This window comes from Dyadobacter linearis, assembly GCF_907165045.1.
GTDB lineage: Bacteria > Bacteroidota > Bacteroidia > Cytophagales > Spirosomataceae > Dyadobacter > Dyadobacter linearis.
This window is the reverse complement of sequence record NZ_CAJRAU010000010.1, coordinates 82692-106359: the sequence shown is the minus strand read 5'-3', so window position 1 is coordinate 106359 and position 23668 is coordinate 82692. Positions and strand designations below refer to the sequence as shown.

At 47.0% G+C, this 23668-nt stretch carries 17 protein-coding genes; 5 read left to right on the top strand and 12 right to left on the bottom strand.

Going from position 1 to position 23668, the window contains the following annotated elements; translation table 11 throughout:
• Window positions 1-130: 130 nt before the first annotated feature.
• The 4 genes from KOD92_RS24795 to KOD92_RS24780 form a co-directional block, all read right to left on the bottom strand.
• A complete protein-coding gene (locus KOD92_RS24795) occupies window positions 131-1111 on the bottom strand; it encodes a pyruvate dehydrogenase complex E1 component subunit beta (RefSeq protein ID WP_215236309.1) in 981 nt (326 codons plus the stop codon).
• A gap of 204 nt (window positions 1112-1315) precedes the next feature.
• Entirely contained in the window at window positions 1316-2191 is an 876-nt protein-coding gene (locus KOD92_RS24790) for a transglutaminase family protein (protein WP_215236308.1), read from the bottom strand.
• Window positions 2181-4739 (bottom strand): circularly permuted type 2 ATP-grasp protein, encoded by a 2559-nt coding sequence (locus KOD92_RS24785; RefSeq protein WP_215236307.1) that lies wholly within the window; start codon window positions 4737-4739, stop codon window positions 2181-2183. The genes KOD92_RS24790 and KOD92_RS24785 overlap by 11 nt, the downstream gene beginning before the upstream one ends.
• Before the next feature lie 30 nt (window positions 4740-4769).
• Window positions 4770-8168: a transglutaminase family protein gene (locus tag KOD92_RS24780; protein WP_215236306.1), complete on the bottom strand. Its 3399-nt coding sequence runs from the start codon at window positions 8166-8168 to the stop codon at window positions 4770-4772.
• A gap of 226 nt (window positions 8169-8394) precedes the next feature.
• Between KOD92_RS24780 and proC the strand changes: the two genes are divergently transcribed.
• Both proC and KOD92_RS24770 read left to right on the top strand, forming a co-directional pair.
• Window positions 8395-9198, top strand: a complete 804-nt coding sequence (gene proC, locus KOD92_RS24775) for a pyrroline-5-carboxylate reductase (RefSeq protein WP_215236305.1) — start codon at window positions 8395-8397, stop codon at window positions 9196-9198.
• Between the two features lie 38 nt (window positions 9199-9236).
• Window positions 9237-10148 carry a DUF1338 domain-containing protein gene (locus KOD92_RS24770; RefSeq protein ID WP_215236304.1) on the top strand — a complete coding sequence of 304 codons (912 nt, stop codon included), beginning with the start codon at window positions 9237-9239 and terminating at the stop codon, window positions 10146-10148.
• A gap of 3 nt (window positions 10149-10151) precedes the next feature.
• Here KOD92_RS24770 and KOD92_RS27780 read toward each other — a convergent pair whose 3' ends face one another.
• The 3 genes from KOD92_RS27780 to KOD92_RS24755 are packed head-to-tail and all read right to left on the bottom strand — an operon-like array spanning window position 10152 to window position 12660.
• Window positions 10152-10439 carry a type II toxin-antitoxin system RelE/ParE family toxin gene (locus KOD92_RS27780; protein WP_215236303.1) on the bottom strand — a complete coding sequence of 96 codons (288 nt, stop codon included), beginning with the start codon at window positions 10437-10439 and terminating at the stop codon, window positions 10152-10154.
• Entirely contained in the window at window positions 10423-10662 is a 240-nt protein-coding gene (locus KOD92_RS24760) for a hypothetical protein (protein ID WP_215236302.1), read from the bottom strand. The genes KOD92_RS27780 and KOD92_RS24760 overlap by 17 nt, the downstream gene beginning before the upstream one ends.
• Window positions 10663-10719: 57 nt before the next feature.
• Complete coding sequence (locus KOD92_RS24755; protein ID WP_215236301.1) at window positions 10720-12660, bottom strand: SGNH/GDSL hydrolase family protein; 1941 nt, start codon at window positions 12658-12660, stop codon at window positions 10720-10722.
• Window positions 12661-12757: 97 nt separating this feature from the next.
• On the opposite strand from KOD92_RS24755, the gene KOD92_RS24750 reads away from it, so the two are divergent.
• A complete protein-coding gene (locus KOD92_RS24750; protein ID WP_215236300.1) occupies window positions 12758-13042 on the top strand; it encodes a hypothetical protein in 285 nt (94 codons plus the stop codon).
• Between the two features lie 68 nt (window positions 13043-13110).
• Here KOD92_RS24750 and KOD92_RS24745 read toward each other — a convergent pair whose 3' ends face one another.
• The 4 genes from KOD92_RS24745 to KOD92_RS24730 form a co-directional block, all read right to left on the bottom strand.
• Window positions 13111-13989 (bottom strand): NAD(P)-dependent oxidoreductase, encoded by an 879-nt coding sequence (locus KOD92_RS24745; protein ID WP_215236299.1) that lies wholly within the window; start codon window positions 13987-13989, stop codon window positions 13111-13113.
• Window positions 13990-14042: 53 nt separating this feature from the next.
• Complete coding sequence (locus KOD92_RS24740; protein WP_215236298.1) at window positions 14043-15656, bottom strand: acyl-CoA carboxylase subunit beta; 1614 nt, start codon at window positions 15654-15656, stop codon at window positions 14043-14045.
• A gap of 88 nt (window positions 15657-15744) precedes the next feature.
• Window positions 15745-16710, bottom strand: a complete 966-nt coding sequence (locus tag KOD92_RS24735; protein ID WP_215236297.1) for an MlaD family protein — start codon at window positions 16708-16710, stop codon at window positions 15745-15747.
• 120 nt (window positions 16711-16830) lie between these two features.
• Complete coding sequence (locus tag KOD92_RS24730; RefSeq protein WP_215236296.1) at window positions 16831-17625, bottom strand: N-acetylmuramoyl-L-alanine amidase family protein; 795 nt, start codon at window positions 17623-17625, stop codon at window positions 16831-16833.
• A gap of 73 nt (window positions 17626-17698) precedes the next feature.
• Between KOD92_RS24730 and KOD92_RS24725 the strand changes: the two genes are divergently transcribed.
• Complete coding sequence (locus KOD92_RS24725) at window positions 17699-20593, top strand: putative LPS assembly protein LptD (protein WP_215236295.1); 2895 nt, start codon at window positions 17699-17701, stop codon at window positions 20591-20593.
• Between the two features lie 55 nt (window positions 20594-20648).
• Here KOD92_RS24725 and KOD92_RS24720 read toward each other — a convergent pair whose 3' ends face one another.
• Window positions 20649-21044 (bottom strand): DUF1573 domain-containing protein, encoded by a 396-nt coding sequence (locus tag KOD92_RS24720; protein WP_215236294.1) that lies wholly within the window; start codon window positions 21042-21044, stop codon window positions 20649-20651.
• Between the two features lie 203 nt (window positions 21045-21247).
• Between KOD92_RS24720 and KOD92_RS24715 the strand changes: the two genes are divergently transcribed.
• Window positions 21248-23656 (top strand): alpha-ketoacid dehydrogenase subunit alpha/beta, encoded by a 2409-nt coding sequence (locus KOD92_RS24715; RefSeq protein ID WP_215236293.1) that lies wholly within the window; start codon window positions 21248-21250, stop codon window positions 23654-23656.
• Window positions 23657-23668: the final 12 nt, after the last annotated feature.

Sequence of the window (23668 nt, the reverse complement as noted above, 5' to 3'; positions counted from 1 at the left end):
TATTTACGCATACTTCAAAACATGCAAACGCTTTCCTACATGAAACTTACTAACACTGATATGAGGGACTATAACCTAACAAAGCCACAACCTCTTTCAGGATATGGCTTTGTGTTATAACATGATTGTTCTATTTGTAAAGTACCGATTTCACTGCTTCAACTACGCGCTTCGTGTTCGGCAATATCTCTTCGATTAAAGTCGGTGCGTAAGGCAAAGGCACGTCGCGGTTCGTTACCCGCACTACCGGCGCATCCATGAAATCAAATGCGTGACGTTGGATATGGTAAGTTATTTCTGTTGAAATAGATGCTAGCGGCCAGGCCTCTTCCACGACCACGCAGCGGTTTGTTTTCTTAACTGACTCAATTACAGTCGCATAGTCAATAGGACGGACTGTTCTCAAATCAACCAATTCCACGTCGATACCTTCTTTTTCCAGTTGGAGAATAGCCGGCATTACCACACGCGGGATCATTTTACCAAAAGAAACAATGGTAACATCTTTTCCCTGACGTTTGATATCAGCCTTACCCAGCGGGATCAGGTATTCTTCGTCGGGAATCTGCATTTTATCACCGTACATTACCTCGGATTCCATAAAGATCACCGGGTTATTGTCGCGGATGGAAGATTTCAAAAGTCCTTTTGCATCGTAACCATTTGAAGGAACAACTACTTTCAGACCTGGTGTATTGGCGTACCAGTTTTCAAAATTCTGAGAGTGCTGTGCGCCCAGCTGGCCTGCATTTCCGGTTGGTCCGCGGAATACGATGGGGCAACCGTACTGACCGGCAGACATCGAAAGGATTTTCGCAGCGCTGTTGATGATCTGGTCGATCGCAACGAGTGAGAAGTTGAAAGTCATGAATTCAACGATCGGGCGAAGTCCGTTTCCGGCTGCTCCTACCGCGATACCCGCAAAACCAAGCTCGGCAATCGGCGTATCGATCACACGTTCCGGCCCGAATTCATCCAGCATACCCTGACTGGCTTTGTAAGCACCGTTATATTCTGCAACCTCTTCCCCCATCAAAAAGATACTTTTGTCAAGGCGCATCTCTTCCGACATTGCGTCGCGAATGGCATCTCTGAATGCTAATTCTTTCATTCGTAATTGTATAATTATTTAATCTTAGAAGAAACCTTCGCAAAATCCAGCCAACTAATCAACTACTTTGCCCGGTTACATTAAAAGAGGTTTGATAGACTAGTTTTCAAAACGTCTTGTAAAATTAGAGAAACAAGCCCAATTCTCAAATCTTTACAAAAACCAATAGGGTAAATAACCGAGCTAATTTTCGCCGACCGGACATTAAACCGGGATTACGTCCACTTCTACTGTGAGCGTATGTTTTCCGTAGCTGAAAATGATTCCTTTCAAGGGAGGCACGTCGCTGTAATCGCGGCCCCAGGCTGTCACAATATGCCGCTCGCCGGGCACCACATTGTTGGTCGGGTCAAAATCACACCAGCCGTAATCGGGAATAAACACCGAGATCCAAGCGTGGGAAGCGTCGGAACCCTGCAACTTTGGTCTTCCCGGAGGCGGTAATGTTTCGAGATAACCGCTCACATACCGGGCCGCAAACCCAAAGCTCCGGATACAGGCGATAGCCAGATGTGAAAAATCCTGACAAACCCCTTTTTTAGCCGCCAGGACATCCTCGATTGGCGTATGTACCGTCGTAAAATCGGGTACGAAATCAAATTCGGTGTAAATTTTCCGGCAAAGGTTTCTGACACATTCATAAAGCGGCATATCTTCCTGAAAACAATCGCTGGCAAAAGCAGAGATATCTTGTCCCCACTTTACCATCGGACTTGGTAATATGTATTCCAGCAGCGCAATTTTCAGCGATCGATCACTAAGCTGCCGCTGCCTCGCTGCCGCGCAGCTGATTTCCGAGGGCATAAACAGCGCACCCATATCTTCCACATTCCGTTCCACCAAAGCAGTGGTGAGTACGGTAAGTTCTTTGTGTGGCGCGTGGAGGGAGAAATAATGTGTTTTGTTTCCATAAAAATCCGTCCGCTCCACGATCTGTGAAGGCTGCGGCGTGATCTGGATGTGGAAGTTCCGGCAGGACTGATTTGGTAATGTGCGCGGCATCAGACAAAGCAAACTATGGTAATTGTTCACCGCCTGCGCATATTCATATTTCGTTTTGTGTACCAGCTTATATTTCATCCGTGTCGTAATCCACTGGTTCAAAGAAAGAATGATGCATGATGGTGTGGCTGAAATACATATTGGTCAGACTGATGGAGACCGAAGATATTAACCTGGAAACCTCTGATAATAAGCTGAACAATTCGTGCCTTTCAGAATTCCGGCCGGTTTTGCTCAACTCCGCAACATTAGAGAGTTTTACAGCCGTTACAGCCTTCAATACGGATCTTTCCGCCTCGTTCAGCCTGTCGCCGCGGGTAGTGGTAGGTAGTTTTCCAAGATTACTCTTCAATTCGTCCAGCATATACACCAGCGAATAAGGTAATGCTTTTTCGAGCAAAACCATATCCAGCATCGCCTCCACACTCAAATGGGATTTATATATCTGCCGGTAATTAACCAGGGAATGATGATTGATCAAAGTAGCTTCGATCAGCTCATTTTCAACCGCCTGCGAATTAACAACTCCAAAGTTTGACTGTATCACACTGATCCTCGACAAAATGCGCTCGATCAGCTTGCCTGTTTCTAAAAGCAAAAAGCTATTGTCCCGCGGCATACTTTCGGCGATCACGCCCAGAAACGTGAACATATTGTTAAAAAGCCCGTCCAGCGTTTTCTGTATATTGTTACTGTTCATGCTCGACGCATTCCGTATTTCATGAAATCCGTTGTCGATCAGATCCACGATTCGCCAGGTTTCCAGGTCCCACTGGTTCCGCACGGCGCCAACCGCATTTAGGAATGCGCCAATATTCGAAGCGATCGAGCCGGGGCGGTTTGTATTGGAAATCAGGTCTATGATCTCCTGATAGGGATCCCGGAAATGATCGACTTCTTCATCCAAAAATCCCGGATAAGTGCCTGATAAATGCGTAACAGATTGCAGCAATACCTTAATATGCTCCTGTTTGGCGGATCCGCCGAAGTTGCGGTCGAGGTTCAGTACGTTGATCGTGATGTTCATAAATTTGATCACCGCCATCGTGCGCTCGCAATATCTTCCTACCCAAAAAAGGTTTTCGGCACTGCGGCTCGGCAGAGAAACGTGCTTGTTGACCGACGCTGGACTGGGCAGACTTACCTTTTCCTGTACTTCTTCGGTTTTGTTTGAAACAATCCAGGTATCCTTCGAAAGTCCGCCATATTGGTTGGAGATCACAAACCTGTCCTTCACCGGCGAGCTGCGCGTTAATCCGCCCTGCATCACGTAATAGCCATTTTCATCAGCTACCATAAATGCGCGCAGTGCCGCGTACCGAGGCTCTATATTTCCATTGATCAGCGAAGGAGTCGTGGAAAGGCTTACTTCTTGCTGGGCGATGAACTCGTGCGGATTTTTTAACAACATCCGTTTTACCTCTTCCTTTTCCTGAAAACTCAACAGCCGGCCGTAAATGGACCTGAACTTCGTTTTCCGGTTCCCCTTTTTAATGATCAGCTCGTCCAGATGTTCCAGTACGTAGCTCAATTCTTTCCGGTGCCCGCACCACCACGTCGCTACCGAAGGCATAATGAGTTTTTCACCCAAAAAATACTGGCTGATATTTTCCATAAATGCCAGAAATGCATGATTTTCAAGCACACTGGATCCCGGCGCATTAAGTACCTGCACATTGCCCATTCTGATCGCCTGTAATAGTCCGGGGACTCCTAGCCGCGAATCTTCGCGCAGTTCGAGCGGGTCGCACCAATCGTCGTCGATCCGGCGTAGGATCACGTCTACTTTCTGCAAACCATCAATGGATTTCAGCCACACAGAACCGTTACGAACAAGCAAGTCGTCGCCCTGTGCAAGCGTGTAACCGAGGTAGGAAGCCAGGTAAGCATGTTCGAAATAAGCTTCGTTACTTGGCCCGGGAGTGAGGTAAACGATATTTGGAGCGTCCTTGCTTTTATCGGCAAGCCGGGAAATGGTACTTTGCAGGCTGTTGAAATATGGGGCCAGCTTGCTCACGTACATGCCGTCTGCGAGCTCTGGCAATAGCTTGCTCATCACAACGCGGTTTTCGAGGGTATAACCCGAGCCGGAAGGCGCCTGCGTCCGGTTATCGACGATCCACATCTGTCCGTCTGGGCCGCGCGCCATATCTGCTGCAAAAAGGGTAAGCTGGTTTGAGCCGGGGATTTTAATATCAATGCAGGGCCTGAAAAAGCCGGTATTGTCAAAAACCAATTCGGCCGGAATAATCCCGTCGCGTACAAGCTTTTGCGGGCCGTACAGATCTTTAAGCATCAGGTCCAGCAGCACGGCGCGCTGCTGTAAACCTTTTGCAATTTGATTCCATTCTTTTTGTTCTATTAAAAAGGGGATCGGATCCAACTGCCACGGCCGGTTCATGCCGTCGGGCGAGCCGTACACGTTGTAGGTAACCCCATTTTCCCGCAGCTTCCCGATGATTTCCTGATTTCTGCTTTTCAGCTCATCCAGGCCCAGCTTTTCGAGTGTTGCGAACAGTGCGTTCCAATGCGGCTTGACGTTTCCACGCAAATCCAGCACCTCGTCATAAGAGCTCAGTCCGCTTTGATAAGATTGTAACAGGTTCACGGGAGCCTCGGTAAGCATAATTTCGTAAGAAGGGATTAATACTGAAACCTATTTTGATTTCCAGTATTTACGTAAATCCAGCGTATTTGGATACTCAGGATTGATTAATTCAATAGGTGCATCCGCCTTCATATCTTTTTTGGTTTCTGCCACAAAACGAGAAACCGCACCCGACGTGTCTTCCTTGATCTGCACTTCCTGCCGTGAAGAAGGTGTATGTCCAAAACCCTGAAACAAGCTGATCTTGCGGGATTCTGCCTCAAATGCATTCACAGGATGTGTATCAAAAGCACGCCCGCCGGGGTGAGAAACGAAGTAGGTACAACCGCCCAATATACGGTTATTCCAGGTATCCACAATATCAAAAACCAGCGGCGCATCGGCCCCGATCGTAGGGTGTAATGCAGAAGGCGGGTTCCACGCTTTGTACCGTATTCCCGAAATATATTCCCCTTTGATCCCAGAGCTCCTCAGCGGCACGCGGCAACCGTTACATACCAGAATATGCCTTCCTTCGACAAATCCACTGATTTTGACCTGCAATCTTTCCAGCGAAGAATCAACAAAACGCGCGGTACCGGTATTGGAAAGTTCTTCTCCCAACACGTGCCAGGGTTCAATACCCAGACGCAAATCGAGCTGGATATTATCTACCGTAATACCTCCGTAATGAGGGAAGCGGAATTCAAAGAATGGGTCGAACCACGAAATATCGAAATTGTAGCCTGACTCTTTCAGATCATTCACGACATCGACCATATCCAGGTACGCAAAATGTGGCAGCAGGAATCGGTCGTGCAGTTCGGTGCCCCAGCGGATCAGTTTATGCTTATATGGATTTTTCCAAAACTTAGCGATCAAAGCGCGGATGAGCAGCGTTTGTACCAGGTTCATGTGCTTGTGCGGCGGCATATCGAACGCACGGAATTCGAGGATACCCAGCCTACCCGTCGACGAATCGGGAGAATATAGTTTATCCATACAAAACTCCGACCGGTGGGTATTGCCAGTAATATCAACCAGCAAATTCCTGAAAATGCGGTCTACCATCCAAAAAGGCACTTCTTCGTCCTCGGGAATCTGTTCAAATGCAATTTCGACCTCATACAACCTTTCATCCCGACCTTCATCGATACGCGGCGCCTGACTGGTAGGACCGATAAACGGACCTGCGAAAAGATAGCTTAACGCCGGGTGGTGCTGCCAGTAGGTAATCAAACTCCGCAGCAGATCGGGCCGGCGTAATATGGGGCTGTCGGCTGGCTTCGCGCCTCCGATAGTAACGTGGTTACCTCCACCGGTTCCGGTATGGCGCCCGTCGACCATGAATTTCTCAGTGCCCAATCTCGAAAAGAAAGCCTCTTCATACAACGCACTGATATTGTCGACCAGCTCCTGCCAGTTTTTTGCAGGATGGATATTCACCTCAATAACCCCCGGATCCGGCGTCACGATCAATTTCTGAACCCGATAATCCGAAGGGTTAGGATAACCTTCAATTCGGACCGGCATTTGCAGCTTCTCGGCAGTTGCTTCAATAGAGGCAATCAGATCAAGATAATGCTCCAGATAATCAATAGGCGGCAGGAAAATATAGATAATCCCATCACGTTCCTCCACACAAATCGCCGTCTTCACAATTGGAACATCAAACAAAACCCCTTCCTCCTTTCCTCCATCCTCCTTTTCTCCCTTATTAACAGGCAATTCATAAGCCGGCGCCACAGAACCGTAACGATTTTGAACGGCCGACTTATAATCGCCCAAAGCGGGCAGATCTTCAAACAGACTTCTTTCAACCGGCAGCTCGCGGCGATCTTTGGCAACTTCTGGCAATGCTTTCAGTGGAAGCCGGTAACCCATCGCCGAATTTCCGGGAATCAGAAAGCAGTTATTACGTCTGAACTGCCACACAGAACTTGTCCAGTGACTACCTTTTTCGTCCCATTTAACAGGCAATACAAAACCGGCAGGGTTATTTAAGCCTCTTTCCAGCACTTTCGCCAGTGTCCTTCTTTCAATGGAATCTTTGAGATTAACTTTCAAAGGATCCACATTCACGGGCAATTTCCCTTCCTCCATCGCCCAGTAAATAGGGTCTTCGTAGGCCGGGGTAATATTATTTGTATCAATACCGAGGTATCTTGAAAGTTCTGTTGTAAATGCCTCTGCGTCCCGGAAAGTATATTTGGTACCGTTCTCTTTGGCTACCAGCTCATCGTTTCGCCACATCGGCACACCGTCGTTTCTCCAGTACAATGCATATTGCCAGCGCGGAAACTGCTCTCCCGGATACCATTTACCCTGACCGAAATGCAGCAACCCACCGTGCGCAAAACGTTTTTTCAGTCTCAGTGACAGATCGTAGGCAAGCTGGCGCTTCATAGGTCCGTCGGCTGCGGTATTCCATTCCGGGGATTCGAAATCATCGATGGAAATAAAAGTAGGCTCGCCGCCCATCGTCAGCCGAACGTCGCCTTCCTGCAAATCCTTTTCCACATCGTGCCCAACCTGCATGACGGCAGCCCATTGTTCTTCGGTATAAGGCTTGGTAACGCGAGGATCTTCGTGTATCCGATAAACCTTGTTGTCAAATTCAAAAGTAACCTGTGCCACGTCCGTAGCCCCCGAAACGGGCGACGCGCTGGCATAATCGGGCGTGCAGCAAAGTGGAATGTGGCCTTCACTTGCGAAAAGTCCGGAAGTAGGATCCAGTCCAATCCAGCCTGCGCCGGGAACGTAAGCCTCAGTCCAGGCGTGGAGATCTGTAAAATCCGCTTCCGGGCCAGAGGGGCCGTCGAGCGACTTGATATCGGAAGTAAGCTGAACCAGGTAACCCGACACAAACCGCGCTGCAATGCCCAAATGCCGCAATATCTGCACCAATAGCCAGGCCGAATCTCGGCAAGAGCCACTTTGAATGTTCAGCGTACTTTCGCAGGTTTGCACACCCGCTTCCATCCGGATATTGTAATGTATTGCCTTATATAGTTCCTGGTTCAAATGCACCAGAAAATCGACAGTCTTGATATCCCTGTTAACCTTCGATTTTTCCACAAAATCCATCAGCAGCGGCCCCGATTCCCTGGGTTCCAGGTAAGGTCCCAGCTCCATTTTGAGCGTTTTTTCGTATTGAAACGGGAACATATCCGCATATTCCTCCACGAAGAAATCGAAGGGATTGATCACCTGCATTTTAGCAATCACTTCCACGTCAATGCTCAATTCTGTTGTTTTTTCGGGAAAAACGACGCGGGCCTGATAGTTACCAAATGGATCCTGCTGCCAGTTTATAAAATGGTTTTCGGGAGAAATTTTCAGGGAATAACCTTCAATTGGTGTGCGTGAATGCGGCGCGGGGCGCAGGCGAAATATATGCGGTGAAAGTGAAACACTCCGGTCAAACTTATATTTGGTCTTGTGCGAAATTGCAACTTTTATAGCCATAGTTGGAGTATTACAATAATCTAAATTAATTTGGTAATCAGGAGTACATCTGTTTGTAAAAAAACGGATTATAGTTGTTTTTCAAAATATAAACCGGCACTAAATAATTTACGCAAAATTTTATTTTAAAGCTAAAACATTCTTAAAGAAGCTGCGCAGACTGATATTTCTTCAAAAGTTGCGTAATTCGCCTTCATCCTAACCATTATCTCTCAGAAATTTTAAAATGAAAATAGCAATTATAGGCTGCGGCAACATGGGAATGGCATTCGCCCGCGCTTTCCTGAAATTCGACCTTGTCAAAAAAGAAGACTTTTTATTAGTTGAAAAAAGTAACGACAGACAGGAAAGTCTGACCAGCTTTCAACCGGGCGTGCTTACCGGCGTGATCGGGCCGCAAGTCAGTGAATATGATTTGATTATCCTTTCTGTAAAACCCCAGGATTTTGCGGCGGTTGGTCAGAGTTTAAAGGAAGTCGTACAGCCGAAACAGGTTGTATTGTCGATTATGGCAGGTATCACGATTCAGAGCATTCAGCATACACTGGGACACAAAGCGGTGATCCGCGCCATGCCGAATACGCCTGCAATGCTTGGAATGGGGATTACTGCCTACGCCGCGTCGCCGGAGGTGGATATTCAGCAATTGCGTAAAGTCGAAAACCTGATCAATGCAACAGGGAGATCCGTATTTCTTGAAAATGAGGAGCAATTGAATGCAGTAACCGCACTCAGCGGCAGCGGCCCGGCGTATTTCTTTTATGTGGTGAAAGCGATGATCGAGGCGGGTAAGCAAATGGGCTTTGAAGAATCAGTGGCTGCATTGCTGGTGAAGCAAACGATGCTTGGTTCGTACCATTTGATCAATACGGCCGACAAATCCCTCGACGAACTTATCAAAGCGGTAGCTTCGAAAGGCGGAACTACCGAGGCTGCTTTAAGGCAATTTGAGGCAGGTAGTCTGGACGAAACACTGAAACAAGGCATTGTAGCCGCACAGATCAGGTCAGCCGAACTATCGAAAGGGTAACTTTCGTTTTTATTGTAACACAAATTCAATCAAAACTAATGGAAGCAAAATCGGATAAACTGGCCACGCTGGACATTGTTCTCGACGGGCTGATGCGGAGGTACAAGGAGCGCGTTCCCGATGTGGGAACGATCCTGAATGCGATGGTGAGCACAGGTATGATCAATCATGCCGACGAAATTGAAAACGACCATATTGCATTCCGGACAATGGGCGTACCTCAGCTTGGTGTGCAGTCGTTTGAAAAAATATTCCTGCATTATGGTTACGAAAAGCGCGACCATTATTTTTTTGAAGGTAAAAAACTGGACGCGTGGTGGTATAGTCCGCCGCGTGAGAGCGACCCGCGCATTTTCGTCAGCGAACTCCGTGTAAATGATCTTTCCAAAGAGGCGCAACGCATTATTCGCAGCTACACAGACGAAGTAACCAGCGACCCTGCCGATTCGCTTGTTCTGGATAATGGCCTGGAAGTAGACGCATTCCTTCACAAGCCGCTCTGGCGCACACCGACGGTTTCGGATTACCAGGCACTTTTAAAAGAAAGCGAATATGCAGCCTGGGTGATTTATAACAGATATTATCTTAATCACTTCACGATCAGCGTACATAACCTGCCGGAAGGCTACAATACCGTCGCCGATTTCAATACATTTTTAGAGAAAAATGGGATCAGGCTCAATACCTCGGGCGGGAAGATTAAAGAGAGTCCTGACGGAGGCCTGCTGCAAAGTTCGACGGTTGCGGAAATGATCGACGCGGAATTTGCGGGCGGAGAAAAGCTTAGTATATCCGGCTCTTATGTGGAGTTTGCTGAAAGAAAAGTATTACCTCACTTCAAAAACATCCCTCAGCAAGAACTTCACCGAAGACACCGCAGAGACGGTTTCGAAGCCGGAAATGCTGATAAGATTTTTGAGAGTACTTATACTACGCAGACTGGGAAGTAACGGTTAACTATTATCTTTTTTAGTATTCCGAATAGTCAGAATCCGAATAAGATCTTCGTTTATAATCTCGTAATATATCAGGGTTTGTTTGTTTAAAGTGCATTCCCGCACACTGGGCTTAGAAGGAGATGCCCGGTACATATATGGCATTTTACTGATCAAATCAATCTGATTAGTGAGACTCACTAGAAAGTCGGTCTTTATTTTTTCTGACCAATGTTCTCCTAAATATGCTGAAATCTCTTCGATGTCTCCGCGGGCTCTATCGGACAATCTAACGTTCAATGCCATAAGCAGACTTCATATGGTCAAAGAAATCTGAATGCTTCCCGGAATCGAAATCTGCAATTCCTTCGTCGATTGCTGCTTTTGTATTACTGTCAAGATTTCCCCAAAAATCCTCCTGAGATTTGGCTTCCCTAGATAGTAGAATAAGATATGCCTGCAAAACTGCGGTATCATCAATGCCATCAATCAATGCGTGCAGGCTGGATTTCAGATCGTTTCGACTCATAAGGTTATTATTTCCTCTTCTAATTTAATCATTAATAAACTGTTTCAAACTTTCATACTATTCCGCAACCAAAAAATGAACGATGCGGCAGGCGGTTCCGGTGCTTTCTTTGTTCTTTTCTGAGGAGATAGTGAGCTTTAAAGTGTGTTTGCCGGGGGAGAGTTCGTCGTCGAGCATGAGGTACCAGGGCAAATGCAGCTGGGTGCTCCACTTCGTAAACAGATCAAGCGATTTCGGTTTTTTGCCGTCGATTGAATAGGTGATGATCCCTGCGTCGGTGCCGGAAATGATCGCTATCCCTACGCCACGGCCTTTAAACGGTAGTTCGAAAGAAGCATTTGCAGTTTCGCCGACCAGCATTGGCACGTTTACAAAACCTTCGCGGGTCGAGAGTTTTGCGGCCGGTTTCCAGCTTGGGTCTAATGTGAAACCTTTGACGTTTTTCGCTTCTTCAATAGAGTGATAGCTTCCCTTTTCGTAGGAAAACTGATCTATCGCTTTTGGAAACTGAACTGCCGGTTTTGTTGAATTAGAAGCCTTTTTCAGCAATTCTTTGATCGTTTGAAAATACACTTCCTGTCCGTAAGGCGACGGATGCAGATCTTTGAAATCGTATTCCCAGGAAAATTCGCCAGCCTTGATGCGGTCGTATACTTCTTTCGCCAGATTGATATAGGCTGCTCCGTAATACTGGGCAATGCGCTGGTGGACTGCTACTTCAGTCGGCTCCTTTCCTTTTTCATAATCCGAATTTTTCAGGGGCTCGGCAAAAGCCATTAATACCACATTCGCCCTCGGATTTGCAGCATGCATTTGCCTGACAATCCCTTCCAGCGCGCGAACCTGCGCCTTTTCGCTGAATCCATTTCCCCTGTCATTTACAGCTGATTCGAGAAATAAAAGATCGGGAATTCCTTGGGCCAAAACATCCCGGCTAAACCTGAATGCGTGCGGCGTACTGCCGAGCGAGGGTATTCCGGCTGCTATAAATGTAAATTCAGTATCAGGGAAACGCTCTTGCAAATACCGCGAAGTCTTGTTCCGCCAGCCCGGGTTATGCGTGATCGAGCCGCCCAGAAATGCGACGGTGCCTTTTTTGGTCGTTTTAAATTTTTCAAATGCATTCCCAAGTCCTGCATTGACTTCAATATAAGGATCGTGCGGAAGCGGTTTGATCACAGGAACACTATTTTGCTCAATGAAATTAGCAAAAAACTCAGGGTGTTCGATCGGGAAATGGTGACCGTCCAGCTTCTGCTCGCCGCGTGTCATCGGGTAGACAGACACCGGCCCGCCGAGCTGCTGATAGGTTTTAACCAATAAATCGCTGTTTTCTGCGGGCGGCACCAATTTATCCTGCAAGCCGATTACGTGAACAATTGGCACCTTGAATGCAGCCAGCCCGGCCAGGTCGTTTAGTGGGATATCATTAAATTTCAGAGCTTCCTCTTCGGACTTTCCAAACAATTTTAACCACAAATCCCAATCCTTTTCCGATCCAGGTCCCTTCCCTTTTCCTCCCGGCCAGCTTTTCGGGTCGCAAACCGGCGCCTCGGCATAAACGCAGCTTACCTTATCGGGATTTCGCTTTGCCCAGCCGTACACATACAGCCCGCCGCGGCTCACTCCTTCCAATGCGACCTTGGGAGCGAATTGTTTTTCTTTCACCAAATAATCGTAAAACGCATCCCAAACCTGCATAGCCTCCGGGTGTGCGAACATATCGTTGGTATTTACATAAGCAATATGAAATCCCCTCGAAAGCAGGATACTATCCATTTCAGTATGCCAGGTGGGGAAATGTGCGCGCCAAACCCACGGATTGCCCGGTATTGCCTTAGCCGGCTTCACATACCAGGCTTCCCTGTTTTCAAATGTAAATTCAATTTTATCGAAGCCCTTCCAGGAGGTTTCCTTTTCGACAATTTGTGCGTAGCTAATGCGCCCGGAGAGGCAAATAATCAATAAAATGAGCTGTTGGATGTGTTTTTTGATCATAACCTGGAAAAGAGATCATTCGGCTAGATTTACCGGGATCGATTCTCTGTGTGGTACGATATTTTAAGTTAATGCATTGTACAATAACTAAGAACTTATGGATAAGATCGAAAAGTTTAAGAGCATGGAGAAGATTCTCCGTGAAATTGAAGACTTGAAAAATAGTGAAACTGCCGTGATTAAAAAGATCGGTCAGATAGAAACAGAGAATATGAACCTGAACATTCAGGACCTGGAAAAGTCGTTAGGTGCGATTTACGATGGCGCTTACAAAAACCTTGAAAACGTGGAAACACTCCATACTTCTTTCACGGAAACCGTTTCGGATTTCAAAGAGAAAAACAACATTACTGATGAGATGTTAATGGAAATCAGAGAGTAATCTCACTTTCCATTGAAGACGAAAAAAGCTGCAACGTGCAGCTTTTTTCGTTTGTATGTATTTAAATATCAAAGTCCGGCATCATCGGAAGCACCTTTGGCCAAGGCTACCCAATCCATGCCCGCGCGGTCTTTTGCCAGTGCGGAGACGAAACGGTTCTTAACCAGATCGGCCAGCGGCATAGGCGCATTTACCTTCGCCGAAGCCTGCAAAGTCAGATTGATATCTTTTAAACCCAGCGGCAGGCCAAATAGTACCGGCTCGTAAGTATGCTGCGCCACCATCTTACCATAATTCTGGAAAATTGGGGCGGCGAATAAGGTGGAAGTGAGCATTTCGTATATGCTCTGACGTGGGATACCGCTTTTTTCCGCCAGTGTAAATGCTTCCGCCATCATTTCAAGGCTCGCTGCGATCATAAAGTTGCCACAAAGCTTAATCACATTCGCTGCGCCGGGATCGTCCCCGAAGTCGAAAACGCCTTTTACGAAGTTTTGCACCAACGGTTTTGCACGCTCCCTCGCTCCTGCTTCTCCCGATACTACAATATTCCCCATTCCTGAAAGTACCGCGTCGGGGCGCGCGAAAATTGGTGCTGCCACGTAGCTTGCTCCATATTTGTTGTGCGTTTCAGTGAGCTTGCGTGAGCAGTCTGGTGAGATGGTGCTCATGGAAATGTGCAAACCATTACTGCCAAGCTTTTGCAGCAGAGCATCAGAAAATGTTGTTTCAACCGCATTATCGTCGGCAAGCACAGAAAATACAATTCCTCCGGGCTCGATCGCGTCGATCGCATTTTCGGCAACTTTTGCACCGAGTTGGGCCAGCGGTTCAGCTTTTGAAATGGTCCTGTTCCAAACCGTCACTTCGAAACCTGAGTTAATTAATCTTTGTGCTATTGGTGCGCCCAGGTTTCCAAGACCCAGAAAAGCTATTTTTTCAGCCATAATCTCAATTTTTTAAATAAGAAATAAACAGAGTACTACCTGAGTAACTTTTCTCAAACCTGCATAATTCCAACATTGAACTGTTTTTCGATCGGTGCCTGATCGGCAGCCTGAATTCCTGTTGAAATAATATTCCGGGTTTCGACCGGATCGATGATACCATCTACCCACAAGCGGGCGGCGGCGTAGTAAGGGGACAGTTCTTCGTTATACCGATCCGTAATTTCCTTCAATAATTTCTCTTCCTGCTCAGGGGTGATGATTTCTCCTTTTGCTTTTAATGTGGCCGTTTGTACCTGCAACAGCGTTTTTGCAGCAGTTGCGCCGCTCATTACAGCCATTTGCGCAGTTGGCCAGGCAAAAATTAGCCTTGGATCGAAGGCTTTGCCGCACATTGCGTAATTGCCTGCACCATAAGAATTTCCGATGATGAATGTAAATTTGGGAACGACCGAGTTGGCTACTGCATTGACCATTTTGGCGCCGTCTTTGATAATACCTCCCTGCTCCGCCCGGCTGCCAACCATAAAACCCGTCACATCGTGAAAGAATAGCAGCGGGATCTTTTTCTGGTTGCAGTTCATGATAAACCGCGCCGCTTTGTCGGCAGACTCGCCGTAGATCACCCCGCCCATTTGCATTTCTCCTTTGCCGGATTTGACCATTTTCCGCTGATTGGCCACGATTCCAACCGCCCAGCCGTCGACGCGGGCGTAGGCGCAGATCAACGTTTTTCCATAATCCGGCTTGTATTCATCCAGCTCCGAACCATCGACAATGCATTCGAGAATGGGCCGGACATCGTAGGGTTTCAGCCTGTCAATTGGTAGTAAAGAATATATTTCCTCTGCGTTTCTGTTGGGATCAATGGCGGGTTTGCGGTCGAAGCCCGCGGAAAGCGGCCTGCCGATCTTATCAATATGTCTTTTAATTGCGTCCAGACAGGATTTATCGTCGGGGAACTTGTTATCGGTTACGCCTGAAATCTCGCAATGCATTGTCGCGCCGCCTAGCGTTTCCGCGTCTACTTCTTCACCAACAGAGGATTTTACCAAAAACGGCCCAGCCAAAAAAACAGAGCCGGTACCTTCCACGATAAAGGCTTCATCGGACATGATCGGCAGATAAGCCCCGCCAGCCACACAGCTGCCCATGATAGCCGAAAGCTGGACGATTCCCATCGCGGACATTTGTGCATTGTTCCTGAAAACCCTTCCAAAATGCTCCTTATCTGCGAAAACCTCAGCCTGCATGGGCAGGTATACCCCGGCGCTATCTACCAGATAAATGACGGGTAAACGGTTTTCCATTGCGATTTCCTGTGCCCGGAGGTTTTTCTTAGCTGCGATCGGAAACCAGGCGCCGGCTTTTACGGTCGCATCGTTGGCGACGATCATGCATTGTTTCCCCGAGACAATTCCGATTCCCGCAATTACGCCGCCTGAGGGGCAGCCGCCTTCTTCGGCGTACATATTGTCCGCCACGAATGCACCAATTTCCACGAATTTTGATTCGGAATCGATTAGGTATTCGATTCTTTCGCGTGCGGTTAGTTTGCCTTTTTTGTGCTGTGCTTCGATTTTCTTGATCCCGCCGCCGAGTTTTACCTGGTCATATTTTTGCCGGAGAATTTCCAATAGTTGCGGAAGGCTTTCCTGTGTAGTCATAGCAGATGAAGTGTGGATTATTTCACAAAATAAAAAGTCGTTTACCCGCAAGCAAACGACTTTCATACTTATTAAGAAATTACTTTTTCTATTTGATCACTGTTGTAGTATCAAGCGGCGATTCCGAGGGGCCTTTGTCTTTTTTACCAAAAACCGAAATGTTAATATACCGTTTCGGATGTTCTCTCAGGTTTGTCAAAAGTTTATTCAGGCTCACGACCGTCCTGTCGATATTAGTGTAAAGTGTCTCATCCTTAATCAGTTTACCCGCTGTTCCTTTCCCTGATTCCACACTCGCAAGCAGGTTATGCAGCTCCCCGATTGTCTTGTTTGCATTACGGACAGTTTCCCCGAGCTGCAATGCATTCAAAGAATCAGCAAGTGTTCCTGTTTTGGTGAGCAGCGGCTTGATCTCTTTTTCAGTTTCAATTAAGGAAGTGGAAAGCTTGTTCAGATTGGAAGTAAGCGCGAGCAGGTTGGTACGGTTCTCATTCAATAATCCTTGTAAGCTACTGCCTGTCTGGTTGTAGTTTTTCAATACCTGATTCAGTATCAATCCTGTCTCTTCAAAACCCGCTACTACCTGGTTCAGGTTTCTGATGAGCGAATCGGCGGATGTTACCAGCGGTAGTGCTTGCTGTTGTAGCACGGCCGAGATACCAGGGTCTTTTTTGGCTAAAAGCGTATCTCCGTCCTGCATCGGAGCGCCGGTACCCGGGGACAAATGGATTACTTTTCCGCCTAGCAGTCCGCCGTCGGCGAGTATTGCCGAACTTCCGCCAGGTATCGCTATTCCTTTCTGTATATCAAGCGAGACAAGCAAGTGGTTTTTACGATTTTGCAGCAATTTGATCTCACGAACCCTGCCTACATTCAACCCATTGAGCAGTACGGGATTAGAAGCTGTCAATCCGTCAATATTGTCGTAGATAACAAAGTATTGATGCGTTCTTGAAAAAACATCTGAGCCTTTCAGGATATGAAAGCCGAAATACAGCATTACCATTGCGGCAATGGCCATCATTCCAACTTTTGCTTCTTTCGATAATTTCATGGACTAAATAATTTCCTGCCAGGCAACCAGCAACTCGGCAGCACTAAGTTTATATCGGTTGCATAACATCAAAGTATCAAAAATTGTTTTGACAAATCAAAACATCGGCATCCCGTCTATTTAACGGTCCATGTCTTTCTTATAAGCCATGAATGCCTGGTGAATAGATTCTGCAACTTCTACCTGCCCGTCTTCCGAGGCCAGATAATCTTCCTCATCCGGTGTGGATAAAAACCCGGTTTCGATCAGCACACTCGGCATTGCGCAGCGCCATAATACCAGGAACCCTGCTTGTTTCACGCCCCGACTTTCCCTGTCCGAAACCGACTGGAATTTCTTTTCGATCAGGTCCGCCAGACGAAGGCTGCTTGAAATAAATGCGCTTTGGTAATTGGCGAGCATAATATGCGCCAGCGGTGAATTTGGATCAAACCCTTTGTATTTCTGCTTATAGTTCGTTTCCTGCAAGATTACCGAGTTCTCCCTTCTCGCCACTTCCAGGTTACCTTCCGTTTTATGCAAACCCATTACGAAAGTCTCCGTCCCGTGAACCGACCTTGATCTCGGCGTCGCATTACAATGGATAGATATGAAAAGATCTGCATTGTTACGGTTGGCGAATGCAGAACGTTCACCCAATTCTATAAAAACGTCAGTCGATCTGGTATATAGAACCTTGACTTCCGGTGTAGCTTCTTTGATCTTCCTGCCCAACTCAAGCGCGACGCTCAGCGCGACGTCTTTTTCCTTTATTTTCCGGCCTCTGGTGCCCGGGTCTTTCCCCCCGTGACCGGCGTCGATTACAACTGTTCTTACTTTTGCGGACTTGGAATCGGCGGGTTCCTGTTGAAATACAAACGCAAGACTTGCCAGCAGGAAACTCGCAGCAATTATTGATTTAAGAACTTTTAACATTATTTTTTAATTGGGGCGTTACTCGTTAGAGGTTTCTCTGCTAATTTTGATATCGAATGCAAAAATACTCTATTTGTTAAAACTGAAAAGAAAGGCGATTATTATATCGTCAGTGGTTGCGGCGTTTCTCCTGTTCAGCACTTTAGCCTGTGTGCAGCAACGCTCCAAGGGGTCCGGGAAAAATAAGAGTAAGCAGGCTGTTTCCTCTTCTGAAAAACAAACTTCGGATTCTCTTCTTACAGCTAACCAAAAGTCTGGTACCGATACACTTGGTACCGGTGAGGATCGTACGTCTCAGCCGCTAACGCCTGCTGACTCACTTAATAAGAATATTTCCGCCGATTCTACCGCCGCGGATACGATTTCAAACCCGGACGATTTACAGAATGTAGTCGAATATACTTCCGAGGATTCGACGATTATGGACGCTGTTCTTAAGCAGGTTCATTTGTATGGAAATGCGGAAGTGAACTATGGTACCATCAACCTGAAAGCCAATTACATCCGGCTTAACTGGGTTACTAATGAGGTATATGCGATCGGCACCTACGATTCTACCTCCAAAAAGATGGTCGGCGATCCTATATTCCAGGACGGTCCGGAAACTTATAATACCAAAGAAATCAGGTATAATTTTAAATCTCAAAAAGCGCTGATCCAGGGGATTGTAACCCAGGAGGGCGACGGGAATATCAGGGGGGAAAAGGTCAAGAAAGACGCGGAAGGCAACTTTTACATTCGCCACTCCATGTACACGACGTGTAATCTTACGCACCCGCATTACTTCATCAATGCGCCGAAGATTAAAATGGTGAACAAAAAGCAGGTCATTTCGGGACCTTTCAATCTCGTGATCAGCGACGTTCCGCTTCCTATTGCGCTGCCTTTTGGTTTTTTCCCTTTTCCAAAGAAAAAAGAAAGCGGCACGAGCGGGATCATTTTCCCTACTTACGGAGAGGAACCGAACGGGCGGGGCTTTTACCTGCGCGAAGGCGGATATTACTTTGCAATCAGTGAATATGTCAACGCCATCGTAACCGGACAGATCTATTCGACCGGCAGCTGGGGTTTGGGTGTGGCTTCCACTTATATCAGAAGGTACCAGTACAGCGGGAATTTTGCATTGCGTTTCAATAAAAACAAACCGAGCGACGAAGTGGATCGATTGCTGGGCCGGGGTGTTACCAATGACTTTAGCGTTGTATGGTCACATGCACCTAGGCCGCGGGGAAACTCCCAGTTTTCTGCCAATGTCAATGTAAGCAGCAATAGCTATAACCAGTTGCAGGAGTTCAATACAGAGCGATATACATCCAATGTTGCGAGTTCCTCAGTTCAGTACAACCGTACATTTGGCCAATATGCCAGAGCCGCTGCGAGCTTGCGTGTGAATCAAAACTTTGGACAAATTGACCCGGTAACCGAGCGACGGACAAACGGAAAAACCAACGTTTCCACAGATTTCAGCTTTGGTATCAATCAGATCGCCCCGTTTGCATTAAAAGGTGGTCGCGGCAAGTGGTACGAAAGCTTCCGTCTTGGTCTGGATTTTAGCGGAAATTATGCATTGACAAACTCGCTGACTGCGATCGATACTTCTTTCAGCAGATTGGGTTTCCAGATCTCTAATACAGTAGATACTTCGAGGGTAGGGATAGCAAAAGTGGTACCCTTCAACCTGAATAATCTGCCAGATATGTTGAAAGATGCGCAGTTTACCGGACGTTACAGCTTGCCGATCTCGCTGCCCAACTTTAAAGTATTGCGGTTTGTGAATGTGACCCCGAGCCTTTCTTTGCAGGGGGAGGTTTTTACAAAACAATATAATTACTCTGTGGATTCGCTCACCAACCGGGTCCGCATCGATACGCTCAATCAGGCGGGGACCGAATACTCGTACAACTTCGGGGCAGGTGTAAACACTCGTTTTTATGGTACGTTCTTTATCGGAGGAAAGAGACTGGAAGCGATCCGACACACAGTAATACCTTCTCTATCATTCACTTACACTCCGGATTTCACTGGCGACGCATTTGGTTTTTATCAAAAGGTAAGTGTCCGGAACCGGAAAGACGAAATACAGGATTATTCACTTTCCCGGTTTCGCGGGATTGGTACGGGAGTCGGTAACGGGCGGGCGAGTAGTGTAATTTCTTTCAGTTTAAACAACTCTTTTGAGATGAAGCTGAAATCGAAAAGCGATACTGCGGCTACCCAATTCGAGAAAATATCGCTGCTTGACAATTTGAGTGTCGGAGGTAGCTACAATCTCCTGGCCGATTCACTGAATCTCTCCAATATCACTGTGAATGCGAATGCGCGGGTCGGCCGGAACCTGAATCTGAACTTTAATATGAACCTTGATCCGTATGCTTATGAAGCGAATCCGCGGATTTTGTCTAACCAGGTTGGTACCAAGGTCAACAGATATGCGATCACGCAGGGGCAGGGACTTGCCAAGCTGCAAAACCTGGGCTTTACATTAGGTACCAGCTTTTCACCTAAGGGATCAGACAAAACGAAAACACCGCCGGTTAACGGGGCTGATCCCGATGCGGAGATTAAACAGGAGCAACGGGAATACATTGAGCAAAACCCCGAGCTGTATGTCGATTTCAATGTACCCTGGAATTTGTCGCTTAACTACAACTTCGGCCTCAGCAAGCCCGGACTTTCCAAAGCAACTCTGATCCAGGCTGTGCAGGCGACGGGTGATTTGAGTTTGTCTAAGAATTTCAAAGTAAGCGTAAGTACCGGTTTCGATTTTACTGCATTCTCTCCTACCATTACGCAGCTTACACTTTACCGGGATCTGCATTGCTGGGATATGAGTTTCAGCTGGACACCATTCGCTGGCAGCGCGGCGAGGGTAAGTAACTACAACTTTACGCTGAAAGTGAAGTCGGCGCTCCTGCAGGATCTGAAAGTAACGCGCCGCCGCTCGTTCTACGACAGATCAGCCTATTGATCAGGCACAAAAAAAGGCTGCCCATGCAGGCAGCCTCTCAATTTCTTTGATCAGATTACTTCGAAGCTGGCTTAGCAGCCTTTGGAACCACTTCACCTTTCAGATATAAGGTAATCGATCCGCCTTCGGTATTACTGAAAACGGTTACAGGTTTGTTGAAAGAACCTGCTGCTGCTGCATTAAAAGTAGCTTTTACTGATCCTGTCTTTCCAGGAAGTACAGGGTCTTTAGACCAAACCGGTGTTGTACATCCGCAAGATACGGTTACATTGGAAAGAATTACTGGCTCTGTACCTGTGTTGGTAAAAACAAACTCGTGCGTTACCGGTGTTCCCTGAGGCACTTTACCGAATGCATGCGTTTCTTCTTTGAATTTTAGCACACCTTTCTGAGCGAAACTAACGGTGGTCAGGCCAACCAATAGAACCAGAGCTGAAAAAAATACTTTCATAACTTTGACTATACATTAAGTGGTGAAAAACTAATTAGCAAACAAGATTAATGCTTAAAAATTAAATTTAATAATCGTTAACCAATATTAACAGAAGGCAGCGAATCGTGGTATGGCAGCGGATTATTATTTTCCTGCTTAATTTTGGCTTGCATTCAAAAAAACGTAATTTAACTACTGATTATTTCCAGAAAATTTCGCTTATGCTTCCGAATGATAGTTTGACCGGCTCCGGTATTTTGAGTAAAGAAAACATTATCAGTGATTATCGCCTTGCTTGCGAGAGTCGCCAGGTAAGTCTGCTGGGCCGGAAAGATACAATGGGAGGTCGTTCTAAATTTGGCATTTTTGGAGACGGTAAGGAAGTGGCCCAGATCGCACTTTCAAGGACTTTCAGGCAGGGTGATTTCAGATCCGGCTATTACAGGGACCAAACGATTGAAGCTGCTTTGGGTAACCTTACCTGGCAGCAGTTTTTTGCGCAAATGTACGCGCATGCAGATCTCGAACACGAGCCTAACACAGGCGGAAGATCCATGAACGGCCATTTTTCGACACGCTGGCTGGATGAAGACGGGCGCTGGCTGGATCAGACGAAACTTTACAATTCTGTTTGCGATATATCCTCCACTGCGGGGCAAATGCCCAGGGCGGTAGGACTTGCCTATGCTTCCAAATTATACCGGGCCAATAAGCAACTGCACGGACAAACTACTTTTTCGCGTCAGGGAAACGAGATTGTATTTGCTACGATCGGCGACGCTTCCACTTCTCAGGGGATGTTCTGGGAGGCGATGAATGCAGCCGGAGTACTGCAAATCCCGCTGCTCACTTCCGTGTGGGACGATGGTTATGGCATTTCAGTTCCTATTGAATATCAGACAACAAAAGGAAGTATTTCAAAAGCGTTGGCAGGAATGCAACGTAATGAGGATGAGCCGGGTATGGAGATATTCACAGTAAGTGGCTGGGATTATCCTGCATTGATCGAGACTTACCAAAAAGCGACCAGGATCTGCCGCGAGGAGCAGGTTCCGGTCTTAGTACACGTAACCGAACTCACTCAGCCTCAGGGGCATTCGACCTCGGGCTCGCACGAGCGTTATAAATCCAAGCAGCGGCTGAACTGGGAAGTCGAGCGCGACTGCAATTTGCGTTTCCGGGACTGGATATTGAAAAATGGATATGCTACCGACGAAGAACTTGAACAGATCGAAGTAGAGTCCAAGGAAGTTGCGGCACAGTCGCGTAACAATGCATGGCAGGCTTATCGGAAAGATATTGATAAGGAATACCTGGAAACAATACAGCTAATTCAGACAGCGGGGAAAGAGAGCCAGTTTGCCGATGAACTCAGCAATGTGGTCCATGATCTTTCCAAAACCTATTTGCCTGTGCGACGGGATATGGTTTCCAGTATCCGCAAAACGCTTCGGATATTGGGCAGTGAAGCGGAGCCGGTAAAAAGTCCGCTGAAAGCATTTTTAAAAAACAGCCTGAAAGAGAACAAAGCGCGATTTAATACACATTTATACAGCGAAACCCAGGATTCTCCTTTAAACGTAGAAGGCATTAAACCAGAATATTCGGAAAACAGCCCTACGGTAGACGGTCGCGAAATTATCAGGACTTACTTCAATTCTCTTTTTGAGAGAGACCCTAAAGTGGTTGCGATTGGAGAGGATATTGGTATGATAGGTGATGTAAACCAGGGTTTTGCAGGTTTGCAGGAAAAATATGGCGAACTGCGCATTACCGACACCGGAATCCGCGAAACGACCATAATCGGTCAGGGAATAGGAATGGCAATGCGTGGGCTGCGGCCGATCGTAGAGATCCAGTATTTCGACTATATTTATTACGCACTTTCCATATTAACCGACGACCTTGCGTCGCTCCGGTACCGGACAGCTGGGGGGCAAAAAGCGCCGCTTATTGTCCGCACGAGAGGTCACCGGCTTGAAGGTATCTGGCACTCGGGTTCTCCGATGGGTACCATGCTCAGCAGCTTGCGCGGCATGCACGTGATCGTACCTCGAAATTTTACACAGGCAGCCGGTTTCTACAATACATTAATGAAGGGCGACGATCCGGCGCTTATTGTCGAGCCGCTTAATTCTTATCGCCAAAAAGAGGTTCTACCCGATAATATCGCCGAAATCTGCATTCCGTTGGGGCAACCTGAAATTTTAAAGGAAGGAAATGATGTGACCATCGTTACTTATGGCTCCATGTGCCGTATAGTAATGGAGGCCGCTTCTCAATTGCAAAGTGTAGGGATCGACGCTGAGGTGATCGATGTACAGACACTTTTGCCATTTGACGTGAACAGCAGCATTGTTGAATCCATTAAAAAAACGAGCAGGGTTATCTTCGCCGATGAAGATCTGCCAGGCAGCGCATCAGCTTATATGATGCAGCAGGTTATTGAAAAGCAGAATGCGTACCGCTGGCTGGATTCGGCGCCGGTGACAATTTCCGCGAAAGACCATCGCCCGCCTTACGGTTCGGACGGTGATTATTTTTCGAAACCTAATATGGACGATATCTTTGAAACTGTTTACAATATCATGCACGAAGCGGAGCCCGAGCTTTATCCGGAACTGTTTTAGTGTTTGATTTAT